21 protein-coding genes are annotated in these 23,997 nt (G+C 69.0%); 8 read left to right on the top strand and 13 right to left on the bottom strand.

Going from position 1 to position 23,997, the window contains the following annotated elements; genetic code table 11:
- Position 1: 1 nt before the first annotated feature.
- The 4 genes from ACQPXG_RS28535 to ACQPXG_RS28520 are packed head-to-tail and all read left to right on the top strand — an operon-like array spanning position 2 to position 3,519.
- A complete protein-coding gene (locus ACQPXG_RS28535) occupies positions 2-1,018 on the top strand; it encodes an ABC transporter permease (RefSeq protein WP_433462200.1) in 1,017 nt (338 codons plus the stop codon).
- 44 nt (positions 1,019-1,062) lie between these two features.
- Positions 1,063-2,091: a phosphotriesterase family protein gene (locus ACQPXG_RS28530; RefSeq protein WP_433462199.1), complete on the top strand. Its 1,029-nt coding sequence runs from the start codon at positions 1,063-1,065 to the stop codon at positions 2,089-2,091.
- A gap of 58 nt (positions 2,092-2,149) precedes the next feature.
- Positions 2,150-2,896 (top strand): glutamine amidotransferase, encoded by a 747-nt coding sequence (locus tag ACQPXG_RS28525; protein WP_433462198.1) that lies wholly within the window; start codon positions 2,150-2,152, stop codon positions 2,894-2,896.
- Positions 2,893-3,519 carry a TenA family protein gene (locus ACQPXG_RS28520; RefSeq protein ID WP_433462197.1) on the top strand — a complete coding sequence of 209 codons (627 nt, stop codon included), beginning with the start codon at positions 2,893-2,895 and terminating at the stop codon, positions 3,517-3,519. The genes ACQPXG_RS28525 and ACQPXG_RS28520 overlap by 4 nt, the downstream gene beginning before the upstream one ends.
- Positions 3,520-3,547: 28 nt before the next feature.
- Here the strand turns inward: ACQPXG_RS28520 and ACQPXG_RS28515 are convergent, their stop codons facing one another.
- Both ACQPXG_RS28515 and ACQPXG_RS28510 read right to left on the bottom strand, forming a co-directional pair.
- On the bottom strand, positions 3,548-4,933 hold the full coding sequence (locus ACQPXG_RS28515) for an MBL fold metallo-hydrolase (protein ID WP_433462196.1): 1,386 nt from the start codon (positions 4,931-4,933) through the stop codon (positions 3,548-3,550).
- Between the two features lie 228 nt (positions 4,934-5,161).
- Positions 5,162-5,665, bottom strand: coding sequence for a MarR family winged helix-turn-helix transcriptional regulator (locus ACQPXG_RS28510; RefSeq protein ID WP_433462195.1), 504 nt, complete (start codon positions 5,663-5,665; stop codon positions 5,162-5,164).
- Positions 5,666-5,774: 109 nt separating this feature from the next.
- Here ACQPXG_RS28510 and ACQPXG_RS28505 point away from each other — a divergent pair, with 109 nt between their 5' ends.
- Positions 5,775-6,290: a YceI family protein gene (locus tag ACQPXG_RS28505; protein WP_433462194.1), complete on the top strand. Its 516-nt coding sequence runs from the start codon at positions 5,775-5,777 to the stop codon at positions 6,288-6,290.
- Positions 6,291-6,471: 181 nt separating this feature from the next.
- Here ACQPXG_RS28505 and ACQPXG_RS28500 read toward each other — a convergent pair whose 3' ends face one another.
- Positions 6,472-8,007 (bottom strand): alpha-amylase, encoded by a 1,536-nt coding sequence (locus tag ACQPXG_RS28500; RefSeq protein WP_433462193.1) that lies wholly within the window; start codon positions 8,005-8,007, stop codon positions 6,472-6,474.
- 914 nt (positions 8,008-8,921) lie between these two features.
- Here ACQPXG_RS28500 and ACQPXG_RS28495 point away from each other — a divergent pair.
- Positions 8,922-9,335: a hypothetical protein gene (locus ACQPXG_RS28495; protein WP_433462192.1), complete on the top strand. Its 414-nt coding sequence runs from the start codon at positions 8,922-8,924 to the stop codon at positions 9,333-9,335.
- A gap of 190 nt (positions 9,336-9,525) precedes the next feature.
- Here ACQPXG_RS28495 and ACQPXG_RS28490 read toward each other — a convergent pair whose 3' ends face one another.
- Positions 9,526-11,100, bottom strand: coding sequence for a serine/threonine-protein kinase (locus ACQPXG_RS28490; RefSeq protein WP_433462191.1), 1,575 nt, complete (start codon positions 11,098-11,100; stop codon positions 9,526-9,528).
- An 813-nt stretch (positions 11,101-11,913) separates the two neighbouring features.
- On the opposite strand from ACQPXG_RS28490, the gene ACQPXG_RS28485 reads away from it, so the two are divergent.
- The gene (locus ACQPXG_RS28485) at positions 11,914-13,614 is read left to right on the top strand and encodes an amidase (RefSeq protein ID WP_433462190.1); all 1,701 of its coding nucleotides are present in this window, start codon (positions 11,914-11,916) and stop codon (positions 13,612-13,614) included.
- 46 nt (positions 13,615-13,660) lie between these two features.
- On the opposite strand, the gene ACQPXG_RS28480 is transcribed toward ACQPXG_RS28485, so the two are convergent.
- From ACQPXG_RS28480 to ACQPXG_RS28450, 7 genes are all read right to left on the bottom strand, one after another.
- Positions 13,661-14,923 (bottom strand): hypothetical protein, encoded by a 1,263-nt coding sequence (locus ACQPXG_RS28480; RefSeq protein WP_433462189.1) that lies wholly within the window; start codon positions 14,921-14,923, stop codon positions 13,661-13,663.
- Between the two features lie 163 nt (positions 14,924-15,086).
- Positions 15,087-15,407 carry a TfoX/Sxy family protein gene (locus ACQPXG_RS28475; RefSeq protein ID WP_433462188.1) on the bottom strand — a complete coding sequence of 107 codons (321 nt, stop codon included), beginning with the start codon at positions 15,405-15,407 and terminating at the stop codon, positions 15,087-15,089.
- A gap of 69 nt (positions 15,408-15,476) precedes the next feature.
- On the bottom strand, positions 15,477-16,130 hold the full coding sequence (locus tag ACQPXG_RS28470; protein ID WP_433462187.1) for a hypothetical protein: 654 nt from the start codon (positions 16,128-16,130) through the stop codon (positions 15,477-15,479).
- 972 nt (positions 16,131-17,102) lie between these two features.
- Positions 17,103-18,401, bottom strand: coding sequence for a DUF3533 domain-containing protein (locus tag ACQPXG_RS28465; protein WP_433462186.1), 1,299 nt, complete (start codon positions 18,399-18,401; stop codon positions 17,103-17,105).
- A gap of 45 nt (positions 18,402-18,446) precedes the next feature.
- On the bottom strand, positions 18,447-19,559 hold the full coding sequence (locus ACQPXG_RS28460; protein ID WP_433462185.1) for a 4Fe-4S binding protein: 1,113 nt from the start codon (positions 19,557-19,559) through the stop codon (positions 18,447-18,449).
- Positions 19,556-20,437, bottom strand: coding sequence for an alpha/beta fold hydrolase (locus ACQPXG_RS28455; protein WP_433462184.1), 882 nt, complete (start codon positions 20,435-20,437; stop codon positions 19,556-19,558). Before ACQPXG_RS28455 ends, ACQPXG_RS28460 begins: the two co-directional genes overlap by 4 nt.
- Positions 20,438-20,550: 113 nt before the next feature.
- Complete coding sequence (locus tag ACQPXG_RS28450) at positions 20,551-21,372, bottom strand: SDR family NAD(P)-dependent oxidoreductase (RefSeq protein WP_433462183.1); 822 nt, start codon at positions 21,370-21,372, stop codon at positions 20,551-20,553.
- Between the two features lie 95 nt (positions 21,373-21,467).
- Here ACQPXG_RS28450 and ACQPXG_RS28445 point away from each other — a divergent pair, with 95 nt between their 5' ends.
- Positions 21,468-22,103 carry a TetR family transcriptional regulator gene (locus tag ACQPXG_RS28445; protein WP_433462182.1) on the top strand — a complete coding sequence of 212 codons (636 nt, stop codon included), beginning with the start codon at positions 21,468-21,470 and terminating at the stop codon, positions 22,101-22,103.
- A 166-nt stretch (positions 22,104-22,269) separates the two neighbouring features.
- Here ACQPXG_RS28445 and ACQPXG_RS28440 read toward each other — a convergent pair whose 3' ends face one another.
- Positions 22,270-22,440 (bottom strand): hypothetical protein, encoded by a 171-nt coding sequence (locus ACQPXG_RS28440; RefSeq protein ID WP_433462181.1) that lies wholly within the window; start codon positions 22,438-22,440, stop codon positions 22,270-22,272.
- A gap of 468 nt (positions 22,441-22,908) precedes the next feature.
- Positions 22,909-23,970, bottom strand: coding sequence for a LacI family DNA-binding transcriptional regulator (locus ACQPXG_RS28435; RefSeq protein WP_433462180.1), 1,062 nt, complete (start codon positions 23,968-23,970; stop codon positions 22,909-22,911).
- Positions 23,971-23,997: the final 27 nt, after the last annotated feature.

The following is a 23,997-nucleotide window of genomic DNA, read 5'->3' as shown; positions in this document are numbered from 1 at the left end:
CATGAGCGCCCCGGCAGCGCCCGCGCCCACCGTACTGGCCGAGACGCCCGGCTGGTGGGAACGCGCCAACAAGGCGACCCTGGCCATGGCCGCCGTCACCGTCCTGCTGTTCGCCGGCTTCGGGATCGGCGCGGACAACTTCCTGAGCTTCGACAACATCTCCAACCTCGCCACCCAGGTCGCGATCACGCTGATCGTCGCGGTGGCCATGACGTTCGTGATCACCACCGGGCAGATCGACCTGTCGGTCGGCTCGACGGTCGCCTTCGTCGCGGTCGGCACCGCCGAGATGCTGAAGGCCGGCTGGGACTCGTCCCTGGTGATCGTCGCCGCGCTGCTCGCCGGTCTGTTCTGGGGCGCGGTGAACGGCTGGCTGGCGGCCTACCAGAAGATCCCGCCGTTCATCGTCACGCTGGCGACGATGTCGGTGATCCGGGGGCTGGCGCAGCTGTGGACCCAGGGCTTCTCCGTCCCGATCGACCGGCGGCTGTACGTCGCCAAGATCGGCGAGGCGAAGTTCCTCGGCTTCTCCGCGCTGGCCTGGATCGCGCTGGCCGCCGTCCTGATCGGCGCGGTGCTGCTGGCCAGGACGCGGTTCGGCGGCTACGTCAACGGCATCGGCTCGCAGGAGGAGTCGGTGCGCCGGGCCGGGGTGAACACCGACCGGATCAAGATGATCACGCTGATGCTGGCCGGGCTGGCGGCCGGCGTGGCGGGCCTGCTCACCGCGGCGCGGCTCGGCTCGGGATCGGCCAACTCGGGGCAGGGCTTCGAGCTCACCGTGATCGCGGCGGTGGTGCTCGGCGGCACCGACCTGTTCGGCGGCCGGGGCACGATGACCGGCACCATCATCGGCGCGGTGATCACCGGCGTGATCGCCAACGGGCTGACCCTGCTCGACGTGAGCCCGTTCCTCACCCCGATCGTCACCGGCCTGGTCCTGCTCGCCGCGATCTGGGTCAACCTGCGCGGCCGCTCCTTGGCCGACCTGGCGTCCCACCTGGTCCGCGGGCCATGACGGCGGACGGCGGGACCGGACCGGCCGCGGGGGGAGCGGTCACGGTGACGACGGTGACCGGCCCGGTCTCCAGCGCAGGGCTCGGGCTCACCCTCACCCACGAGCATCTGCGCAACGACCTCAGTGCGGCGGTCATGGCGCCGGACGACCCTTCGCTGGCGTTCCTGCGCGACGCCCGCACCGAACCCGGTCTGGCCTGGCTGCTGCGCGAGCAGCCGTACGCCTGCCTCGACCACTGCCGGCTGGACGACGACGCGGCGATGCTCGGCGACCTGCGCGCGTTCGCCGAGGCCGGCGGCGGCACCGTCGTCGACGTCACCCCGGGCGGCATCGGACGCGACCCGCTCGCACTGCGCTCGCTCGCCGAGCGCAGCGGGCTGCGGATAGTGATGGGTTCGGGCTGGTACCTGGAGCGCTACCACCCGGCCCACCTGTCCGGGACGGACGAAGCAACCCTGGCCGCCGATCTGGTCGCCGAGTTCGCGGACGGCGCCGGCGGCACCGGCGTCCGGCCCGGCGTGATCGGAGAGATCGGAGTCTCACCGGACTTCACCCCCGACGAGCACACGGCGTTGCGCGCCGCCGCGCGGGCGCAGCGCGAGACGGGCGTCCCGCTGTACGTGCACCTGCCGGGCTGGCAGCGCCGCGCGCACGAGGTGCTCGACGTGGTCCTGGGGGACTACGGCGTCTCGCCCGGCGCCGTCGTGCTGTGCCACATGGACCCGTCCCACGACGACCCGGGCTACCAGAACACCGTCGCCGAGCGCGGCGTCTGGCTGGAGTTCGACATGATCGGGATGCCGTTCAGCTACCCGGGCGAGGGCCAGTCGCCCGCCCCGCACGAGACGGCGCGCGCGATCGCCGGGCTCATCGGGCGCGGGCACGCCGGACGCCTGCTGCTCAGCCACGACGTGTTCCTCAAGAGCATGCTCACCGCTTACGGAGGCAACGGCTTCCGGTACGTGCCGGAGCTGTTCGTCCGGCGGCTGGCCGGGCTCGGCGTCGCCGCGGACGTGGCGCACGGGCTCCTGCGGGCCAACCCCGCCCGGCTGTTCGAGGACGCCGCGGCCTGACGACGGCGCCGCCCCGGACCAGTACATCCCACCCAGAAACGAACGGAAAGGATCACAAGTGAGCCGCGTCCTGATCGCAGGCGAGAGCTGGGTCACCCAGTCCACCCACATCAAGGGGGTGGACTCGTTCACCACCAGTTCCTACGTCGTCGGCGTCGAGCCGCTGCGGCGGGCCTTGGAGAGCCGGGGCCACCAGGTGACGCACCTGCCCGCGCACCTCGTCCCCGCGCAGTTCCCGGCGGACGCGGACGCCCTCGCCGCCCACGACGTGGTCGTGCTGTCCGACATCGGCGCGAACTCCCTGCAACTCGCTCCCGAGGTCTTCGAGCAGGCGGTGCCGGGCACGGACCGGCTCGGCGCGCTCAGCGCCTGGGTCCGCGACGGTGGCGGCCTCCTGATGGTGGGCGGCTACCTGTCGTTCACCGGCTTCGAGGCCAAGGGCGCGTTCCGCAACACCGTCCTGCACGAGGTGCTGCCCGTCGAACTGCTTCCCGAGGACGACCGCGTAGAGCTCCCCGCGGGGGCGCGTGCGGCGGTGACCGCCGCGGACCACCCGGCCCTGGGCGGCGTCACCGGCGAATGGCCGCTCCTGCTCGGGTACAACCGCGTCCTTCCGAGGCCCGGTACCGAGGTCCTGGCCACCCTCGGCTCCGACCCGCTGGTCGCAGTCGCGACGTACGGGTCGGGGCGCTCGGCCGTGTTCACCTCCGACTGCTCGCCGCACTGGGCTCCCACGCCGTTCTGCGAGGAATGGGACGGCTACGCCCAGGTCTTCGGCGGACTCGTCGAGTGGCTGGCGCGATGAGCCGTTCGCGCCGGCTGCTGGAAACGTGCGCGGAGCCGATGCGGCGGGCGGTGGCCATGCGGTTCGCCGAGGAGGTCCGCACAGGCGTGATCGGCGACCAGGCATACGCCGACTACCTGGCGATCGAGGCGTCCTTCGTCGAGACGGCGGCACGGCTGCACGGCCTCGCGGTGTGGGACGCACCCGGCCGGCAGGCGATGGAACGCAACTCCCGCGCCGTCCACGCACTGATGACCGAACAGGCCGCCTATTTCGACGCCGCGCAGGCGGCGTGGCCCGTCCGGCCGCGCCCGGACGCGGCGGGGCGGGCGGCGATCCTGTCGGAGTTCGCCCTCGCGAGTGCGCGCGAGGGCGGCTATCCGGCGGTGATGACCGTGCTGTTCGCCGCCGAGAGCCTCTACCTCACCTGGTGCACCCGTGCGTACCGTGAGGGACGCGTCCAGGCGGGCCCGGTCGCCGACTGGGTGGCCTTGCACGCGGACCAGGCGTTCCGCGCGGGCGTGGACGCGCTCGCCCGGGAGGTGGACGCACTGCCCGCCGACATCCCGGACGAACTGCTCGCCCGCTGGTTCACGGGGATGCTGGAGGCCGAGATCGCCTTCCATGACGCCATCTACACCTAGGCGACCTGCTCCCAGTGCTGTCGCCAGGTCAGTGATCGTTGATGGCCAGGCCCGCGGCGGCGGCTTCGGAGTAGGCGTCGTCGATATGGACGGTCTGGCGCCCGGCCCGCTGGAGCAGGCTGCCGGCGGCGGCGGCCCGGTAGCCGGTGCCGCAGTGCACCCAGATGACTCCGTCAGGTATCTCGTCCAGCCGACGGGCCAGATCGGGCAGCGGGAAATGGACGGCGCCGTCGATGTGCCCGTCCGTCCACTCGCCGGCCATGCGTACGTCCAGCACGACGTCCGGCGGAGGCAGGTGGCCGGGTACGCGGCCGGATCGGGCGGCGGACAGGTCGGTGAACGTCGCGACGGGTGTGTCCTCCAGTCTGCCGCTGTCGCCTCCTGCCCACTGCTCGGGAGCGCCGGTGGCGGCGGCGGCCGGACGGTCGATGCCGATGCGTGCCAGTTCCCGCTGGGCGGCGGCGAGCTGTTCGGGACTCTCGCCGAGCAGGGTGAGCGGCGCGCCCCAGGGGGCCAGCCAGCCGAGCCACGTCGACATCGATCCGTCCAGACCGAAGCTGAGGGTTCCGGCCAGGTGCCGCTGGGCGAAGACCTTGCGGGAGCGCAGGTCCACGACCCACTCCCCGGCGGCTATGCGGTCGTGCAGTTCGGCGGGATCGGCGGCTCGGGCGGGGGTGAGGTCGATCAGATCGGCACCGGCGCGGTTGCGGACGCCCATATGCGCGTAATAGGCGGGATAGACGTCGAGTCCGTCCAGGGTCTGGTCGACGAAGTCGTCGGCTTCCAGGCGCAGCGCCGGGTTGGCCCGCCTCTCCCGGCCGATGGTCGAGGACGCGGCGTCGGACTGGCCCGCCGAGCAGAAGCTCCCGAAACCGTGCGTGGGCCAGACGTGCGCGCCGTCGGGCAGCAGGTCGGCAAGGCGCTGCGCCGAGGCGTGCTGCCGGTAGGCCAGGACGTGAGTGTGCTCGGAACCGACCAGGTCGGTGCGGCCGGTGGTGCCGAACAGCAGGGCCCCGCCGGTGAAGACGCCTTCAGGACCGTCTGGGCCGGAAAGGATGTAGGACAGGTGGTGGAAGGTGTGCCCGGGCGTGGCCACGGCTCGAACGCGGAGCGCGTGGGAGACGGTGACCTCGTCGCCGTCGGAGATGCCGGTCCGGCCGAAGTCGACGCCCTCCTCGGCGGCGATCAGGTACGTCGCACCGGTCGCCTTGGCCAGGGCCAGACCGCCTGAGACATAGTCGTTGTGCAGGTGGGTCTCGGCCACATGCGTGATGCGGACGTCCAGTCGCCCGGCCAGGGCCAGGAAACGGTCGATGTCGCGCTGTGGGTCGACCACCAGCGCCACCCGCCCGTCGTGGGCCAGGTAGCTGCGATCGCCCAGCGACGAGGTCTCCACCACCTCGACGTGCATCATCTATGGTCGCTCCTCATACCCCGGAGGTAGACGCCGACGCGGCGCTGTTCTTGGCCTCCGACGAATCGGCGTACATCTCTGGCGTGTGCCTGCCCGCGACCGACGGCGGCAACCTGGCTCGGATCGATCATCTTCCCCGGCGACCTCGGTGGCGACGCCGGCGTCCTGCCACCACAACTCGCGGGCAAGATCAGCGAGGCGTGAACTTCGAGCGCGGCTACGCGGCTCCTACGGTGCCTCGGTCTCCGCGGCGAGGTCGGGCAGTAGTCCGCACATCGCCTCGTGCTGGGTCGGGCCCATGACGTGCGTGAGGGCCTGGACGACCGTCTCGGCGAGCACGCCGGACGCGTCGGACAGCAGGCCGCGGGCCTTCTCCGTGAGGGCGACCTCGATGCCCCGCTTGTCGCCGCAGACCGACTTGCGGGTGACCAGGCGGCTGTGCTGGAGGCACATGATCTGGTAGGTCAGCCGGGTCTTGGGGCGACCGAGGAGCTCCGCGATACGCGTCATGCGCAGGCCCTCCCCGGGCTGCTCGGCGAGCAGGCAGAGGATCAGGAACTCGTCGTGGGAGACGTCCAGCCTCTCCTTCAAGACGGAAGTCAGCCGCTGCTCCACCGCCCCCATGGCCGCCAGCATCACCATCCAGGCCCGCAGTTCCTTGGGCAGCAGTCCGGCGCCCTGCGCGGACGGGCATTCGGGCAGAGTGCCGGGGTGCTCCTCGGGGTCGGCCATGCGATCAAGTCTACCTGTTGTCCAATTTTGGACGTGGTTGTTCAGATTTGGATAATAAGCTAGCGTGCAGTCATCCAAATTTGGACCACATCGCTCACTGGAGAAGACCGTGACCGTCGCCGTCGAAACCGGCCTGTGGCAGCTGGATGCCGTAGCCTCCACCGTCGCCGTGCGCCACAAGACGATCTGGGGCCTCGTCACCGTCAAGGGCACCTTCACCGCCGTGGGCGGGCAGGGCGAGGTGCGGCCCGACGGCTCCGCCGTCGGCACCCTGACCCTGGACGCGGCCTCCCTCGACACCAAGAACAAGAAGCGCGACGAGCACCTGCGCTCCGCCGACTTCTTCGACGCGGCCAACCATCCCGAGATCACCTTCGCCGTCCGCAGCGCGGAACCAGGCGACGGCGACACCGTCCAGGTCTCCGGCCAGCTGACCGTGCGCGGCATCAGCCGCCCGCAGCCCCTCACCGCCCGGCTCGCCGCCGCGGACGACGGCGCGCTCACGCTGGAGACGGAATTCACCGTCGACCGCGCGGAGTTCGACCTGAACTGGAACCAGATGGGCATGATTCGCGGCCTGACCACGGTCACCGCGGCCCTGCGTTTCGTACGGAGCCCGGCCTGACGACCCGTCGACCGATGCTCACGCGGCGGCCCGGTGCATGCGCTACGCCTCGTTCAGTGGCCGGACCGGCACCAGGCGCACCGCCGCGTCAGAGGCCCGCCGGTCGCCCTGATCGGCATGGCGCCCCCGGCGGGCCCCATCTCCCCGGTGTTGCGGCGGTGTGGCTCGACGTACCCGCGGTCTACGTGCGGATCGCGCCGGACTTGGCGTCCACGTGGACGGCGACCGCGCCGCCCGCCGGTATCGTCACGGTCGCCGTCCCGCCGGACACCGTGACCGCGGTGCCCGCGCAGCCGTCCGATGTGAGACCGCCCGTGATGACATCGCAGTAGACGCCGTCGGCGAGCCCGGTCCGGTAGGACGCCGTGGACGGGCTGGAGGAGTCATTGAGGCCGATCCAGCCCTTCGAGCCGCGGCGGAACCCGATGACGTCGCCCGCGGTCGCGGTGAAGTCGGAGACCGTCGTGGCGGACGCCGTCGCGTTGTGCCAGCCGACCATGCCCTTCATCCCGGTCGACAGGGTGATGCACTGCCAGCCGTTCGAGCAGTCCGCACCGGTGACGAGACCGCTGGTGTCGGCGGGCGGCGACTGCCCAGTGGACGACCACGTGAACCCGTCGAACACCGACGGCTTTCCATACGGGTAGGCGAGCAGGAAGTAGTTCGCCAGGGTGTAGTCGCTGCCGTTCTTGTAGCTGAGCGTCGACCCGTCCCGCTCGGTGTCGTGATTGGTGATCATCGCGAACGTCTGGGAGCCGCTCGCGTCCAGCGACCAGGACGGGATGCCCGACAGGTTCGACAGGGTGCCGTTCTGGAACTGCGTCTTCAGGCCACGCGCGTAGGAGAAGCCGAGCACGTCACCGTTCGAGGTGAAGGCCGACGGTTTCAGTTCGGCCGTCGTCGCTCCTGGGACGACCTCCTGCGTGATGTAGGGCGCCTCGCCCTCGGCGGTGGTGGTGTGGAGGGCGCCCTTGATGGCGGCGAAGTCGCTCTGCGCGATGTGCTTGGCGGCGTCGATCCGGAACCCGTCCACGCCCAGCCCGATCAGGTCGTTGAGGTACCCGGCGATCTTGTCGCGCATGTAGTCGGCCTGGGTCTTGAGGTCCGACAGAGACACCAGTTCGCAGTTCTGCACCTCGGACGTGTTGTTCCAGTCGTCGATGCCTCCGTCGTCGTCGTTGCAGTACCCGTCGTTGGGGTGGTGGAAGTCGCCGTATCCGTACGGGACTGCGGGGTAGGAGAACCCGCCCGGATCGAACGTCGAGCCGCCGTATGAGGTGTTGACCGTGTTGTTGTGGCCCGCCATGTGGTTGATGACGGCGTCCACGTACACGCGGACGCCCGCGTTGTGGCAGGCCGTGACCATCGCGGAGAACTGGGCGCGCGTGCCGAGCCGGCTGGTCAGACCGTAGGAGACGGGCTGGTACACCTCCCACCAGGGGTGGGCGCCGTCGCTGGTGGAGCCGAGGCTGACCGATTCGGCGGGCGGCGCGACCTGGACGGCTCCGTATCCGGCGGGGCCTAGGTGATCGCTGCACGCCGCCGCGACCGACGGCCAGTTCCACTCCCAGAGGTTGGCGGTGACGTCACTGTCGTTGAGGGAGGCGGCGGCCTTGGCGGGGCCGGGTAGCAGGGCGGTGGCGGGTATCGGCCCGCTGAGGGCGAGGACGACGGCGGCGAGCAGGGAACGATGGCGGGGGACTCTTGCACGTTGCATTGCGGCGAACTCCTGTCACTAGGCACTTGCGGGGTGCCTGGAGGGGCGGGGGACGGCCGTCCGCGAGCACCGTGAGAATGCTCCCTTCTTGCAGTCTGGTCAAGAGTTTGCGCAAGATTTCAAAGCGCTTGCAGAAAGATCGCAGGCTGACCCCCTCCGTGGTCGGCCGCATACCCGGGCTGGTGAGCTGGCTGGCGGTGGCCGGGGCCGAGCGCGGCGCCGGTGAGTTCACGTCGATGCCGAGTAGCTCGCCGTCCTGCCGCCTGCGCGCATCCCCCGAAGCACAAGGATCGACCCCGGATTGAGGCACTCCGGCCGGTCGCGGGTCCGCTCCGGGACCGGTCCCCCGCGCACGGCCGTACCGTGCGGGCGTGACCATAGCGCGCGCCCCGGCGCCCAGCACGCGGATGCGGTGCTGGGGCCCGGATGGAGGACCATTCCGTGATTGCGAAGCGGTCGGCATAAGCGAGGACGGAAATCATTTCGGACGACAAGGAGTTCAACGTGGAGCATGACATCGCGGTTGAAGAGCCGCTAGAACACATGCGGTCGTGGTCTCGTTCGGCCGGGGAGAGGGATTGATGCACGCGCGCCCGCCGGGCCGCCGCCACGGCCGCAGAGGATGCCCCTCCCGAATGGCAAGATATGCCCGGCCTCCGTCGAGACACTCCTGGCCGCTCGAACGAAGATCGCTCATCGTCATGAGCGTGGTGACCGCTGTTGGCGTCGCCTCCATGCTCTGGGCAATGCCGGACCGCCGTGCCGAGGGGCCCCAGGCCACGGCCCGCGTCCCGTCCGCGAGGCCTTCCTCCCCGTCCCTGGAGGGGTCGGCCGGACTCGCACCGACATCGACACCGACGAGCGCTTCCCCCCTCGCACCCGAGACCCTGCTGCCCGCCTGGAGGCCACCTGCCGTGAAGGCACCTGGCCACGCGCAGGTGACGGCGGTCGAACTGACCCGCCCGGCCGACGGCGATCTGATCGATGAAGACCGCGATTTCACGGTCGAGGGTACTGTCCGCAATCTCGGCGACGCCGATCTGCGCGTCTTCATCTACGCCGTGGAACGCCGAAGGTTCTACCTGGCCGACTACGGCCCGGAGGACATTGACGGGAACGGCCGCTGGAGCATCCAGTCCACCGGTATCGGCTACGAATTTGGAGACGACGGCGACGCCTACCAGGTGCAGATCGTTCGCGCCGACGACACGTGCCGGGGCCGACTGCGCGGCCTGGAACTCGGCGACGACCATTATCCGGAGTTCTCCGTCCTGCCGGACGGCTGCCAGGTCCGGACCCAGGTGCGCGTCATCGAGGGGGAGGAGTGAGCGCGGCACAGGGGCATCCGACGAGCCGACCACATGGGCGTGCGTGAAACTGGCCGGCCCTGTCGAATACACGCAGCCCGAACCCGCCGCCAACCGGCTGATCTTGCTCTGCGCCTTGAGCGTCCGTCCGGTGGTCGGGCTATTGATGCCTAGGGCTGTTCAGGATGCGGTGTCTTGACCGGCGTCACGTTCAGACCAGTGCCTCGCAGACCCAATGGACCTCGTAGAAGGGACCGGGGTCGGGACGCTGTCTGACGCGGAGCTTGTCGAAGCGCGGGTAGTGCCACTGGCAGGACTCTTGCAGAACGATGGGTTGCAGGTCGCCCCCGGAGTCCTCACACCACCATTTCCGGCCCCCTTCGGTGTACAGGGACGTCTCCTTGTACCCGAGCTCCACGCAGTAGGGCGTCAGGCGATCCAGACCACCGATCTCGCGCCATTGCTTGGTGGGGCGCGTGACCGTGACCGTGGGCTTCGTGCTGGGTTTGTCGGTGCTCTTGGGTGGGCTGGGCGACCTGCTCGGCGACCTGCTCGGCGACGTGCTGGGTGTCGGCGAACTTGACAGGGGACTCGGTGCGGCGGTCGGCGACGAAGCCGCCACGACCGGTCCGGAGGGCCGGTCGTTGTCGGTACCGCGGCTGAGGGTATAGACCGCCGCGCCCGTCGTCCCCAGCAAGACCAGCGCGGTCACCCCGGTCACGACACCGGTCATGGCCCACCTCCGGCGCCTTGACGAACGCGGCGGAACCGCCCCCGACGGCCCGCCAGGCGGCGTGCCCACCGGAGAGGCCGGAGGAACGGCGCCGGACGGGGGTGGAGGTACGGCGTCGGACGGGACCGGCGGAGCGGCCTCTGATGAGCTCGGTCCGGGGCGCCACTCGTTGTGGATGAGGTCGATGGCCGTCTCGTCCGGAGCCTGCTCGCCCAGGAGCTGGACGAGCAGGGCCTCGGCGGTCGGCCGCCGAGCCGGGTCGGGGTGGAGGGCGGCCTGGACCATCGGCAGGAGGCCCTGCGGCACGGCCGACAGGTCGTACCTGGCCTGTTGCGCGCGGGCGGCGAGAACGGGCAGCGTCCCGAAGCCGAATGGGTTGCGCCCGGTGGCCGCGTACGCGACGAGCGTTCCCCATGCGAAAACGTCGCCGGCGGTGCTGACCTGTCCCTCAAACGCCTGCTCTGGAGCGACGTATCCGGGGCTGCCGATGACGGCGCCCCTCTGGGTGTGGTGGTCCTCGGAGTCCAGGGCGCGCGCGATGCCGAAGTCGATCACGCGGGGCCCGTCGGCCGCGAGCAGCACGTTGCGCGGCTTGAGGTCGCGGTGCACCAGCCGCACGGCGTGGATCGCGGTCAGGGCGGTCGCTACGCCCACCGCGAGGCTGCGCAGCGCGCCGGGCGGGAAGCGGCCGTGCGCCTTGATGTAGTCAGTGAGAGATGGCCCGTCGATGTATTCGGTGACCATGTAAGGAAGCCCGTCGGCCACGCCGTGGTCGAGCACCCGTGCCGTGCAGAAGGATGCGACACGCCGGGCGCTGGCTATCTCGGCGTCGAACCGCGTGCGGAACGCCGGGTCGCGGGCCAGATCGCGGCGGATCACCTTGACGGCGACCTTTCGCCCGGAGGGAGCCAGCCCCAGATAGACGACGCCCATGCCGCCCTCGCCGAGCCGGTTGAGGAGCCGGTGCGTGCCGACGGACGCGGGGTCGCCTGATTCGAGCGGGCGCACGCTGGCGCCGGCGGCGGACCAGCCCAGGGGGTTCTGTGGGGTCATCAATTCGGTTGTCCTGTGACGGGTGTCAGCGGCGATCGTGGGGGAGCGGCGCGGCCGAACGGTGCGGGGGGTGGTTCCCAATCGGTGGGCTGGCGTCAGGTTGAGTTGTGTGCTGTGGAGCCACCATCACCTCCGGCTCTATCGACCTACCTCCACCCGAGTCGGGACCGCCGCTCTAGGACCCGTGTTTGTCCAAAGCCGTAGGGGTCGACGTCGTTCGGCGGGACAGATGGGATGCGAGCGGATCCACAGGTCCGACCGCATGCCACTGCTCCGTCAGCCCTTCTTCATCGTCGAGCGCTGGATCTGGCCGTACAGCTCCTGTTCATGGAGACCTCCTTTCATGGGAGATCCCTATTCAGGGATCTTGTTTGTAGGGTCCTTGCGCTCCCGAGTACGGGTTTGGCCTATGAGAAAGTTCAACCCCGACACCTCGCAGGTGCCCGCAGGTGCTGACTCCTTCACCCATCTGGCACAGCGGGGGGCTCCGGGAGTCTCTGACCGGGCTGTCGGCGCCGCTGGACCGCAACCAAGACGTTGAGGTGCTTGGCCTGAACCGAGCCTGGGGTGCAGGCGGTCCGGCCGCAGATGCGGCGGCTGCACCAAGGCCGACCGCCCGGAGCCCCGGCCATCGGTAACCCATACCGATGACCTGCGTGCGGGCCGACTTGTTGACCAGGAGTTTCACCTTGAGTGGATTCCGTTGGAGGGGTTGACGTGCCATGTGCCGCTCCAGAATCTTGTCTGAGACAAAGAGGTGATCGAGGTGCATGAGTGGCGAGAGCGACTCACGGGAAGACGGGAAACACTGATATGGAGATCTCCAGACGACGGGTGATGGCAGGAGGGGCCACCCTCGCTGCGGCAACGACGGCCTTCCCCGCACTGGACTCCCCGGCGAGAGCGACCACGGCGAACCGGGCGCTCTCCGACCCGTCGCCGCAAGAGATCGCCAACGCCATCGGCACGTGGGACGCGCGCCGCACCACCCCGCGCGGCGAGGAGTTGTGCTTCCTGTCCGCCTCCGACCTGCTCCGCGCCATGCGGTCCAGGCGCGCCTCTCCGGTCGAGGTGGCCAAGGCATACCTGGCGCGCATCGACCGGCTGAACTCCAAGGTGAACGCCATTGTCTATCGCCACCCCGAGGAATTGGTGCTGGCCCGGGCGCGGGACGCGGAACGACGGTATATGAACGGCACCGCACGCCCAATGGAGGGGCTGCCCTACCTCATCAAGGACCTCTTTGATTTCTGGAAGGAAGCCCCGAACACCTTCGGGTCGGTGGTGTTCAAGGAAATGGGCTTCCGCCCGCCGTCCAACTCCATCTACATCCAGCGCCTACTGGACGCGGGGATCAACCCGATGGGCAAGACCAACACTCCGGAATTCGGCCATGAGGGTACCACTGACAATTACGCCTTCGGGCCCACCAGCACGCCGTTCGACCTCACCAAGAACGCCGGTGGCAGCAGTGGCGGAAGCGCAGCCGCCGTGGCTGGTTTCCTGACGGCCCTCACCCAGGGTTCGGACGCCGGAGGCAGCGTTCGCATCCCCGCGGCGTTCACCAATACGGTCGGGTTCAAGGCCACCTTCGGGCGCATTCCCCAGGACGCCCCGCCACTGCCGTATAACCCGATGCTGCACCCGGGCCCGATCTGCCGGACGGTGGAGGACACGGCCCTCAGCATGGAGGTGATGGGCGGGTTCCACCCCGGGGACAAGTTCAGCATCCAAGACCGGCCCGCCTACCTGCGGAGCCTTAAGCAACTCGGTGGCAGACTCAACGGTAAGCGCGTCGCGTTCAGCCCGAATCTGGACATCTTTCCGGTCGAGAGCCAGGTGGTGAAGGCCGTCCGGAACGGGGTGGCCGCACTGTCCGCGGCCGGGGCCAAGGTGAGCGAGATTCCGATCGGCATGGACAAGATGACCGCCACGGATCTGCTGTCGGGGACACAGCGGCCGGTCACCCAGGCGATGCTCAGCGACCTGTGGGTGATGCTGCAGAGCGCACTGTACGGCTTCGCCCGGGACCTGTTCCTGCACTACGGAATTCCCGTGGACCTGATGAAGGAGCCACACGCCGGCAAGCTGAACCCGGAGTTCCGCAGGATGCTTGAGCGCGCTGCGAAGACGAGTGTCATGGAGTACAAGCACGGGGAGTTCCTGGAGATCGCCGTCAATGATGCGGTCGAGGCCGTCTTCGACCAGGGTTACGACTACATCGTCTGTCCCACGCTTACGACTGTTTCGGTGACCAACACCGCCGACGGCAACACGCTGGGCCCCGCCTCGGTCAACGGCGTGCCGACCGAGCGCACCATCGGATGGTGCATGACCTACCCGTTCAACTTCACCGGCCACCCGGTGGTCAGCGTGCCCGCCGGGTTCGCCGACAAGATGCCTGTCGGAATGCAGATCGTCGGCCGCCGATTCGCGGACGTGGACGTGCTCAACGCCGCAAAGGCCGTTGAGGACCACAACCCCTGGTACGGCCGGTACCCGAAGGAGTTCTAGCGCGAACTATCCGCGGAAATCGACCTGATCCCCCCGGGGCTGCGGGTTACTTGAGACTCTGGAACCAGTTGAGTGTGTCGGGTACGCCTCGGCTGAGCGAGTCCATGTGTGTCGTGTCGGGGCCATAGTCGATGACTTGTGGTTCGGCGCCGTGTGCACGCAGGGCCTGCATACAGCTGAGCGTGTTCGTGTGGGCGACCTGTTCGTCTCCGGACCCGGCGAACAGCCGGACCGGGACCCGAGGCATCCAGTCGCAGGTGCCGTCCGAGGATTGCATGGCCCGCAGCAGCGGCCCGGAGGGGTGCAGCAGCCACCGCCGGTACCGGGGTGTGAGCAGTTCGATGGGGGTGTTCGGCAGTTGCGGCATGATCTGGGTGTCCTGGTCCTTGGTGCCGTCGAACAGACCTTCCACGATCTTGTCGTATGGGGATCTGAACACCTTGGACGGGGAGTCATAGAGGTCGTACATGCGGCCCCAGGACACCGTGATGTAGGCGAGGTAGAACACCGATGCCTTCGGTGCGAGTGTGGTGTGGGTGGTGAGTGACGCGGGGATCTGCGCGTGCCGCAGGTCGTAGGGCCCGCTGATCGGCGCGAGCGCGCCCAGCCGCAGGTAGGGGTCCGCGCCGCGCTGCAACTCGCGGCCCAGGGCCATCGCGGCCGCGCCGCCCTGGGAGAAACCGGTCACCATGACGCGCCGGTCGAACCGGCCGCCGTGGGCGGCGGCGACCGATCGTGCCGCGCGCAGCATGTCCAAGGAGGCCGACGCCTCGGAGTCGGCGTGCATGTAAGGATGCGGGCCGGGGCCGAGTCCCAGCCCGAGATAGTCAGGGGCGACGCCCGCGTATCCGGCGGCCGCACAGTAGATCGCGGCGGCTCGGCTCTGTCCGTCCTCGGCGATCGAGCCCGCGTAGTTCCTGGACGCGTGGGTGCCGTGGGTGAAGCTGACCGGTCGCAGTGTGGCCTTTCGCGGCGTCCGAGGCAGGGAGACTACACCGCTCGCGGTGGTGGGACGGCCGCCGGGGGAGACCGTCCGGTAGACGACCCGGTAGGTGTCCACCCCGTTGCGGGGACGCGGCGATCCGAACATCGGGTCGATCTCGGTGAGGTAGGCGCCGGTTTCGGCGGCCGACATGCCGGCGATCCGGGTCACCGACACAACGGCGCCACGCTGAACCGCCGCCGCGGCTGGATGAGCGTCCGGGACTCCGGCAGCAAGGGTGAGCACGGCAGGAACCGCGGTGAGAGCGATCCCGGCACCGACCAGCTTGGCGTGGCGGCCGCGGCCACTACGATCCGTTGGCTTCATGCCGCTGACGCTAGGCCGCGCCCTGAGCGCGCCCCATGGGCTTGAGCACCGGACGCTGGTGTACCTGCCGACACCCGCCACCCTCGACTTACGCCCCTGGCGCTGCATCCCCCGAGCCGCATCCCCCGAGCCGCGTCCGGGGGCTCCGCCGGACCTTCGGTGCCTATTTCGGTGGAAGGGTGCTGGCGTAGCCGATACCTCGGTCTACCCAGGTCGCCAGGTCGGGGCCGGGCCGGGCGACACCGATCCAGCCGCGCATTTCCCGGCCGCGCATGATGGTGGGCTCTGCGCCGGGAAGGTTGAGGGCGTTTTCGTGGTCCGCGGGGTCGAGCCGTAGCATGAGCCCGCCCTGGCCGCGTGCCACGATGGCCATGTTTCCGTTGACCAGCCACGCCAGCCCGCCGAACATGCGCCGTTCTGTCACGTCCGGCCGGTCACCGACCAGTTCGCGTACGTGCTCGGCAAGTTCTCGGTCGTAGGTCATCGCCTTAGTGTCCTGCCTGGCGGCGTTTGCAACGGCAGGCGGTCGAACCCGTTTGGCGGCCGGCACCGTTCATCGTGGTTGACCGCCGTTACCTTCTAGGAGACCCGGACGTTCCTGCTCAGTCTTCGGAGACTGCGGCCTGCTTTGGCAAGCCCAGTTGAGGAGGGCGAAGCCCAATGCCAGACCCAGCATCGTGTACACGCCCCGCGGCCAGAAGATGTGGCTGTCGATGAAGGACCAGCAAGAGATCAGGAGCACGGCCGCGCCAGGAAGAACTCTGTTACCACTCTGGGGCAGCAGCGCTACCGCGGTGGCCACGACCGCGACGATGAGGGCGTAGACGCCGACGTGCCCGAGCGCGTCGGCCATGTCATAGAGCGGGTTCTTCAGCGCTTGCAGGTCCGCCGCCTGGGGAGCGTGCTCGACCGTCGTACCTGCCGCGATGCCGGCGACCGCGTCGAGCCCTGTGTAGAAGGTGGCGTAGACGAAGACAGCGACCCAAGCGACCACGGTGGCCACCCCCGCGAGATCACCGCGGGGTCGACGCCACAGGGCGGCAACCAGCCCGACCGGCAGCAGCGGGAAGACCGGCAGGAGCACAATGTGCAACTGTGCCCAGTCCGCGGCGGTCGCGCTGGACAGCCCGTGAGGGTGCACCAAGCCCGCAATAGCGAGGACCAGGGGCGTAGCGGTTACCAACGCCATGCTTCGGATGGTCGACACGCAGCGATCCTAGGATCGCCCGGTCTACCTGTCCGGTCGCGTAAGTGGTTCGTAATGCGGGGACGAGATCGAGGTCACCCGGCGTGCCGCGAGCGGCGACGGTGCACTGGGTGTTCACCGCGCAGTCGAAGTTGTGCTCGCAAGGCGGATGCTGTGGGGCGTGTATCGAACGCGGCCATCCCGCGCGTCGCGCAGACAGGAGGCAAGACGTCACGGCCGTTCCGCCGTGCCCGATCTTGTCAGCCGAGACCGGTGGGGTGGTCAGTTCTGCTCGCCGGCTGGTTCACCGGCCGGGAAGGGACCGCATTGGTCGAGTCGATCGTCGGTTCGTGGTCGCTGGTGTCATGGCCGTCATGGTGACCGTTGTGATCCAGACGCTCCGACTGGTTCTGGTGCGGCCGCGGATATGGGTGACCGAAGACGAGAGCGTCATCTGGGACGGTGCTGCGGCCACGTACCAGCGTCGTGGCGGTCCGTCATGGCAGTGAGCCAGGTCGATGGCAAGGGGAGGAAGAGACGGCCCATCTGACGCCCTTCGGGGGGAGATGGGTGCTCTGCGCCGAACCGGAGCACGTTCGCCGTTCCGTCGGGGGCGGTGCTCCAGGCCAGGGCCTACAGGACCGAGTAGCGGATCGACGCGGCGCCACTGGAGCAAGCGGTCGTCCGCTACCTGGGACCACCGGGGCGCGTGCTGTTCCGTGGAGGCGGCGGCTGCGGCCTCGTGCATCTCGGTGCCACTCTCCCCCCTTGCGGACGCTCGTGCTCCCGGCCGGAGACCAGTCACGCTCAGAAACGCGCGGCTACGCGGCCGACGAGGTCGGCCAGGAGGCAGGTGTGCAACGGACGGAGGCGCATATCTTCGCTGTAGTCGATCGGTTGGCTCCGGGGGTGTCATCGGTCGTCCGCTATGCGCGTCATTACGCGTTGTATGCCGCGCTCGCGTCTTACGTTCGGGTGAACGATCTCGTTCCGCTACGCCGGGACGGCAGTCTCCTCGGGCTTCTCCTCGGCCGGGATGCGGTGCAGTCCCTTGCGGTCGTACCAGCCCGTCACCCCGAACCCGAACAGTGCGGCCCCGGCCAGGCCGGCGGCCATCATCACCCAGCCCCGGGTCAGGCCCGCGTCGGCCTGGGCGTCGTAGTAGAGGATCGAGCGGATACCGCCGGTGATCTGCCGCAGCGGTTCGAACTCCGCGAGGAAGCGGTAGAAGCCGGGCAGCGCCTCGATGGGGGTGGTGGCACCGGCCGTCGGCACCGCCATCCCGATATAGACCAACGTGACCACCAGCATGCCGGGCGTGCCGAACACGGCAAGGAGTGTGAGCGCACCGATCCCGGAGACCGCGATGGCGCACACCGAGTACAGCCACAACAGCGGCAGGTGGGAGGCGTCCATGCCCATGATGCCGACCGCGCCGACCATGACCAGGGTGCCCATCAGCAGCGACAGACCGATCATGAGCGTGCTGCTGATGGCCAGGGTCTGTACCCGGGTCGCCCGGATCAGCGGGCGGTGCCGGCGCAGCGGGCCCATGTCGTTGTGGGTGTAGCCGAGGGCGTGGTCCACCTGGCCGCTGATGACATTGGCGGAGAGCATGCCGCAGACCACGAGGACAAGCGCGTAGTAGAACGCGGTCAGGCCCAGGCCGCTGTGCGAGTCGAGCGGATGGCCGTCCTCAACCGTGACGGCGGCCGGGTCGGCCAGCAGGACCCGTGCCACGGTGGGCAGCTTCGCCTGCTCGGCGCCGTTCTGCGCGGTCAGCTCCTTGCCGACCTTGAGCGAGGCGCTCTCGGCCGCCGCCGTCGAAGCCGCCCGAGCCAGGCTGGAGCCCACGCTGCCGGCGGACTGGTTGGTCAGTACCGTCAGGATCGGACGAACCGGGGTCCCCGTGGTCGCGGTGCCGGCCAATGCGGTGACGGAGGAGGTGAAGTCGGCAGGGACGACGAGCGCGCCGAACAGCTCGCCCTTGCCGAGTTCCTCCTTCACCTCCTTCATGTTCATCACCTTCCAGTCGATCTTGTCCCCGCTTACAGAGGACTTCTTGATCGACTCGGTGATCTGCGCCCCCAGGTTGACCTGCCTGCCACCGACAGCGGCCCCCTGGTCGGCGTTGACCAGGCCGACGGGCAGCTTCTTCATGTGATCGACCGGATCGATGTTGGCGCCGACGTAGAACACGGTGAACAGCAGCGCGAGGATGCCCGTGATGACGCCGTTGGCGATCCATAGCGGTTTGGCGCGCAGGACGCGGAAGGGGTGAATTCCATTCATGACTTACTCCGGTCTGGACAACACGAAGAACGAGAGCACACCGGGTCAGGAGGGTTCGGGGCGTTTCGCCGGGGGCTGCCAGCCGCCGGTCACCTCTTTGACGGGCTTGTGGGGGAAGCGGCGCTGGGCGTACTCCTGCGCGTGTGAGCCTGGCAGGACGTACAGGGTCTCGGTCTTGTCCTGGAGCGGTCGCAGCACGGTGTCCATGAAGGCCTTGCGGTCCTCCAGGTACGGGCCCAGGACGTCCTCGCCGCCGGGGCAGACGGCCAGGCAGTACCCGGACTTGTAGCCGGGGGGAGAGGCCAGGCTCTGCCACATGGAGGCGTTCTCGGAATCGGTGACCCGGGAGCGGTAGTCGGCGGCGTCCTGGCTGTCGGCAACGGTCTGCGCCCAGTCGGTGAACCCGCTCATGAACTCGCGGTAGTTGTGCGTGGTGCAGGCGAAGAAGTCGAAGTCCCCGTCCTTGCTGATGGCGCCGACCGGGCAGGCGGCGACGCACAGCTTGCAGTCGATGCACGGGTTGTAGTCCAGCGCCTGCCCGTGCCCACTCACCTCGGCGTCCACCAGGACGGTGGCCAGCAGCACGAAGCTGCCGAACTTGGGGTGAATGACGTTGCGGTGCAGGCCCATCACCCCGAGTCCCGCGGCCACCGCGACCGTCTTGTGCGCCACCACCCAGATCCGCCCGGGGAAGCGGCCCATCTCCTGGGGGAACCCGACCGACGGATTGAGCGCGTGATGGCCGGTGTCCTGCAGTGCCCGGGTCACGCTGCGGGCGGCATGGTTGGCCTGCTCGTCGGTCTGGTGGAACTCCTGGTTGGCCACACTGCGGGCCGGGGAACGGCAGTTGTCGCGGTTCATCCGGAACACCATCGAGATCAGGGTGCGGGTGCCGGGCAACGCGGCCAACACGTGCTCGCGCTCACCGGCCAGGTCGGGGTGGTCCACGCTGACCGCGGCCGCGTCGTCCGCACCTGCCGCCAGACAGAGCTCGCGCAGCCAGGCCGCGTCGATCACTGCCGGCGGGGTCGTGATCTCACCGGCCCTGCGCCGGGCGAGTACGGCCTGGACCGACGGGTGCGCAGCCAGCTTCGCCGGCAGCTTGGGATCATTGGCCGCAGGTCCGGGGCGGGTGGAGTCGGGTTCGGGCTGGTTCATGTGACCGTGTTGAGCAGGTCGGCGGGCACGTCGGGTCGTTCCAGTGAGATGAAGTGGCCGGCGTCGGGGATCTGGGTGTACTCGGCGTTGGGCAGCTGCCGCCTGTTGGCCTGCCGGTCTGAGAGGCGGGACCAGTCCTTTTCCCCGTAGATGAGGTGGACCGGTGCGGTGACCTTGGGGTAGCGGGCGCGGGCCGCGACGAGGCTGGGAAGGCTGCGGTACACGGCGCGGGCGACGGTCGGGTAGCCCGGGTGGCGGCCGACGTCGAGGAGTTCGTCCAGGTAGTCCTCGCGCAGTGCGGCCGGGTCCGCGAGGCCGCCGGCCAGTATGGCGCGCATGACGGGCTTGGGTTCCAGTCGGGCGAGCACCGGGCCCACGCCTGGTGCGATGACACCTGTAACGATCAGTCGTGCCAGGAGGCTGGACCGGGCGATTCCACCGGCGTAGTCGTAGGCATTGATCGCTACGACGCGTTGGACCCGGTCGGGGAGGTCGGCCGCTGTGGTCAAGGCGAGCACGGCGCCCATCGACTCTCCGAGCAGTGTCACCTCGTGCAGGTCGAGTTGTGTGATGAGTCGTTTGACGGCGGCGCGCATGGCGGGCTCGTCGTAGGAGGCGCCGGGCACGATCTGGGAGTAGCCCATTCCAGGTAGGTCGAGCGCGTACACGGTGTATCGCTGCTGGACCAGCGGGATGAGGTGGCGGAAGTGCTCGGCCTGGGTGCGCACGGTGTGCAGCATGACCAGTGGCGCGCCACTGCCACCGGTGAGATAGCGCAGCCGGCCTTGCCCTTGATCGCGCGACCCGGCCGGGTCGAGGAAGTGGCTACTGGTTCCGGGGATGGTGATTCCGGATCCGGTGTTGTTGATCATCGACATGTTCGTCTCCTCGCAGCGAAGTCATGGCCCATGGGTGCTGTTCCAGCGGGTACCCGATCGGGCAACTGATCGCGCCCCTGAAGGTCTGCCGAGCCCGGGCCGCCATTCGGGGCTCAGCCCTGGCCGGCCTCCGCCTGTGCGGACACCTCGGCCCACTCCTGCCAGGTGGTGAGCCGCTCGGTGTACAGCTGCGGGATCACCTGGAGGGCGAGGGTGCCGAAGAAGACCCGCAGCGGGGGGTTGTCGGCATCGACGATGTTCAGCAGCGCCGGGCCGACACCGTCCGGACCGGGACTGGGGAGGGCAGCGAAGGCTGCGCCGGTCGCCTCACGCACGCCGTCGTAGGCGGCCACCGGCTCGGACCAGGTGGAGGAGGCGGCGAACTCGGTGCCGAAGGCACCGGGCTGCACCACGGTGACCTTGATGCCCAACCCCGCGACCTCCTGGGCCAGGGAGTCGGCGAACCCTTCCAGGGCTGCCTTGGAGGCGGTGTAGGCGCCCGTGGTCGGGAAGGCGGCAACGCCGAGCAGGCTGGACAGCATGATGATGTGACCGCTGCCCTGAGCGCGCAGGTACGGAAGCGCCGCCTGGGTCACCCACAGCGCGCCGAACACGTTCGTGTCGAACTGGGCGCGGACGTCATGTTCGGTCAGCTCTTCAAGCATGCCGAACAGGCCGAAGCCAGCGTTGTTGACCACCACGTCCAGACGCCCGAAGTGCTCGTGGGCCACCTTCACGGCCTCGGCCACGGCGGCCTTGTCCGTGACGTCCAACGGCAGCGGCAGGATCGCCTCGCCATGGGCGGCGACCAGTTCGGCCAGGGAATCGGTGGAACGGGCGGTCGCCGCGACCTTGTCACCGCGCGACAGCGCCGCCTGGGCGAACCGGCGGCCGAAGCCGCGGGAGGAACCGGTGATGAACCAGACCTTGGACATGGACGGCGCTCCTCGGAAGTGGTACGAAGTCAACATGAGCGACTGTAGCTCAACATGGAACTAAGTACCATATAGGGTCTGTGTACACTTGCGGTATGGCCGAGACCTCCAAGACCTCCCCAGCCCGCGCCACCCCCCGCCCCGCGCAGCCCTCGCTGCGCGAGCGGACCCGAGCCGCGATGCGCGCCGAGGTCAGCGACGTCGCGTTCCGGCTGTTCGCCCAGCAGGGCTACGACAACACCACCGTCGAGCAGATCGCCGCCGAGGCGGGCCTGTCCCGCACCACCTTCTTCCGGTACTTCGGCACCAAAGAAGAGGTCGTCCTCGGCAAGCTGGGCGAAGTCGGCCACCAGATCGCCGCCGCACTCACCGCCCGCCCCGCACACGAGCGTCCCTGGGATTCACTGCGCCGCGCCTTCGACGTGATCACCCAGACCGATCCCGACCAGCCCGAGCAAACCCTGAATTTCATACGGCTGCTCAACGACGCCTGCGCACTGATGACCCACCAGTGGCAGAGGACACAAGGCTGGCAAAGCATCCTGGTCCCGGAGATCTCCCACCGACTCGGCAACGACCCGGCCAGCGAGCTTCGCGCCCGCGCACTCGCAGCCTCAGCGATCGCCTGCCTGAACGCCGCCATCGACACCTGGACCATCAGCGACGGCAAGACCCCCCTGTCCGCACTCCTCGACCAGGCAATGAGCACGCTGAGCGAACTGACCGCGTAGCCCTGCGCACCACGGTGATCGAGGATGTGCAGAGGAAGTCCAGCATCTGTGCAGGCGACTGCGGAAAATTGACCAGCGGCGCGGCGCCAGGCCCGGCGCCGAGTCTGGCCACTCCCTCGGCGTCATCGCCGCCGAAAACTCACATCCCCAAGACCTCGCTGCACTGCTACCTCCGCAGCGCCGCCGACTGCTCGGGCCCGAGGTCGGCGACCAAGCCGTCGTGGTCGCTGGCCTGCACGCCATCGATCGGCGGTGTGAACACCCGCCGGCTGTCGCGGATCGCCAGCGTCGGACCACCGGTTTCGGCATACCGGTTCGCACGCAAGGGTTCACGCACGAAGCTGTGAGGCCAGCCCGGGCGATGTCGACCATCTCGTTGGGACAACAGGGGATGCTGCTGCAGGCCGCGCGGTGGCTGTGAGCTGCGTCGTTCCGGATCGGGCGTGATCGTTTCCTTGGACGGTCGGCGCGCTTCCGGCAACGTCAGGCAGTTCCAGCGACGTCCCCAGGGCCCTTACCGCCGAGCAAGTCCAGTGCGATCATTTCGGCCGCTTGGATGAGTTTCACTGCAGCGGCCGTGTCCGGGCTGCCTTTGATCTGCTCAAGCACAGCGGTGACCGGCGGCGGCCAGCAGGAGATCGGCGAGCTCACCGCCTCGGCCATCCTGGGCGGTCAGCTTTCCATAACGGGCGATTCGACTCATGACCCGCGAGGCTACCGATGGCATGCGCGACCACCAACGCGAGCTTGGAGGTCAAGGATCCAGCAGGCCTGCCGGGTGAACCGCACCGGGTTTGTAGAGCACCTATCCGGACACCTGCTGCTCGTGGCGGGTGGGGTGTCCGGCCTGCCGCCCGATGGTGCTCTCGCGTACGACGAGCCGATGCGGTGCCCGGATTTCCAGACCGGGCATCGGCGCCGCGCTGCCGATCCGCTTGAGCAGCCGCTCGACCGCCGTCTCGGCGATCATCTTCTTGTCCGGTGAGATCGTCGTGACGGGCGGATTGGAGTACCTGCCGTCCTCTATGTCGTCGTAGCCGACGATGGCGACGTCCTCGGGTATCCGCAGCCCACGGCGGGCCAGCGTGTGCATGGCGCCCAGGGCCACCAGATCGCTGTAGCAGAAGACCGCGTCGGGGGGCTCGTCGAGTTCGAGCAGGTGGGCCATGGCGCCGGCGCCGTCGGAGCGGTTGAAGCGCGGCGTGGCGATGATCAGGTTCTCGTCGACGAGGACCCCGGCGCGTTCGTGGGCCAGCCGATAGCCGCGGGTGCGCAGTTGGGCGGCCTCACCAGTCGGGTAGGGCTGGTCGCCGATCGCCGCGATGCGGCGCCGCCCGAGGCCGAGCAGGTGCTCGGTCGCCTCCCGGGAGGCGGCGACGTCGTTGATGCCGACGTGGTCGAAGGAGCCGTCGCTGACCCGCTCACCCAGCACGACCAGAGGCAGGCTCGGATCGCGGGCGGACAGATCCGACTGGCCGAGCCCCAGTGGGCTGAAGATGACCCCGTCGAAGAGCAACTGCTGGGAGCCGCGGGTGAGGAACATCCGTTCATGTTCCGCGCCGCCGTCGGTCTGGTCGATCAGGACGTTGTATCCCTGGACGCGGGCCGCACGGATGACGCCCTGCAGCAGTTCGACGAAGTACGGCGTGTCCAGATACGGCACGACGAACGCGATCTGGCCTGAGCGCCCGGCGGCGAGGTTGCGCGCCAGCACGTTCGGCCTGTAGCCGAGTTCGTCCACCGCCTTCTGCACCCGGGCGCGAGTGGCCTCCGCGACCGGCGCATAACCGTTGACCACGTTGGACACGGTGCGGCTGGACACGCCGGCGCGCGCCGCCACGTCGCTGAGCGTGACGCGTCTTTCCATCAGTCACCTTCGCCTGGCATCGGGGGT

Origin of the sequence: Spirillospora sp. CA-128828 (assembly GCF_050945415.1) — a bacterium.
Taxonomy (GTDB): domain Bacteria; phylum Actinomycetota; class Actinomycetes; order Streptosporangiales; family Streptosporangiaceae; genus Spirillospora.
This window is presented reverse-complemented; position numbering and strand designations above follow the sequence as displayed.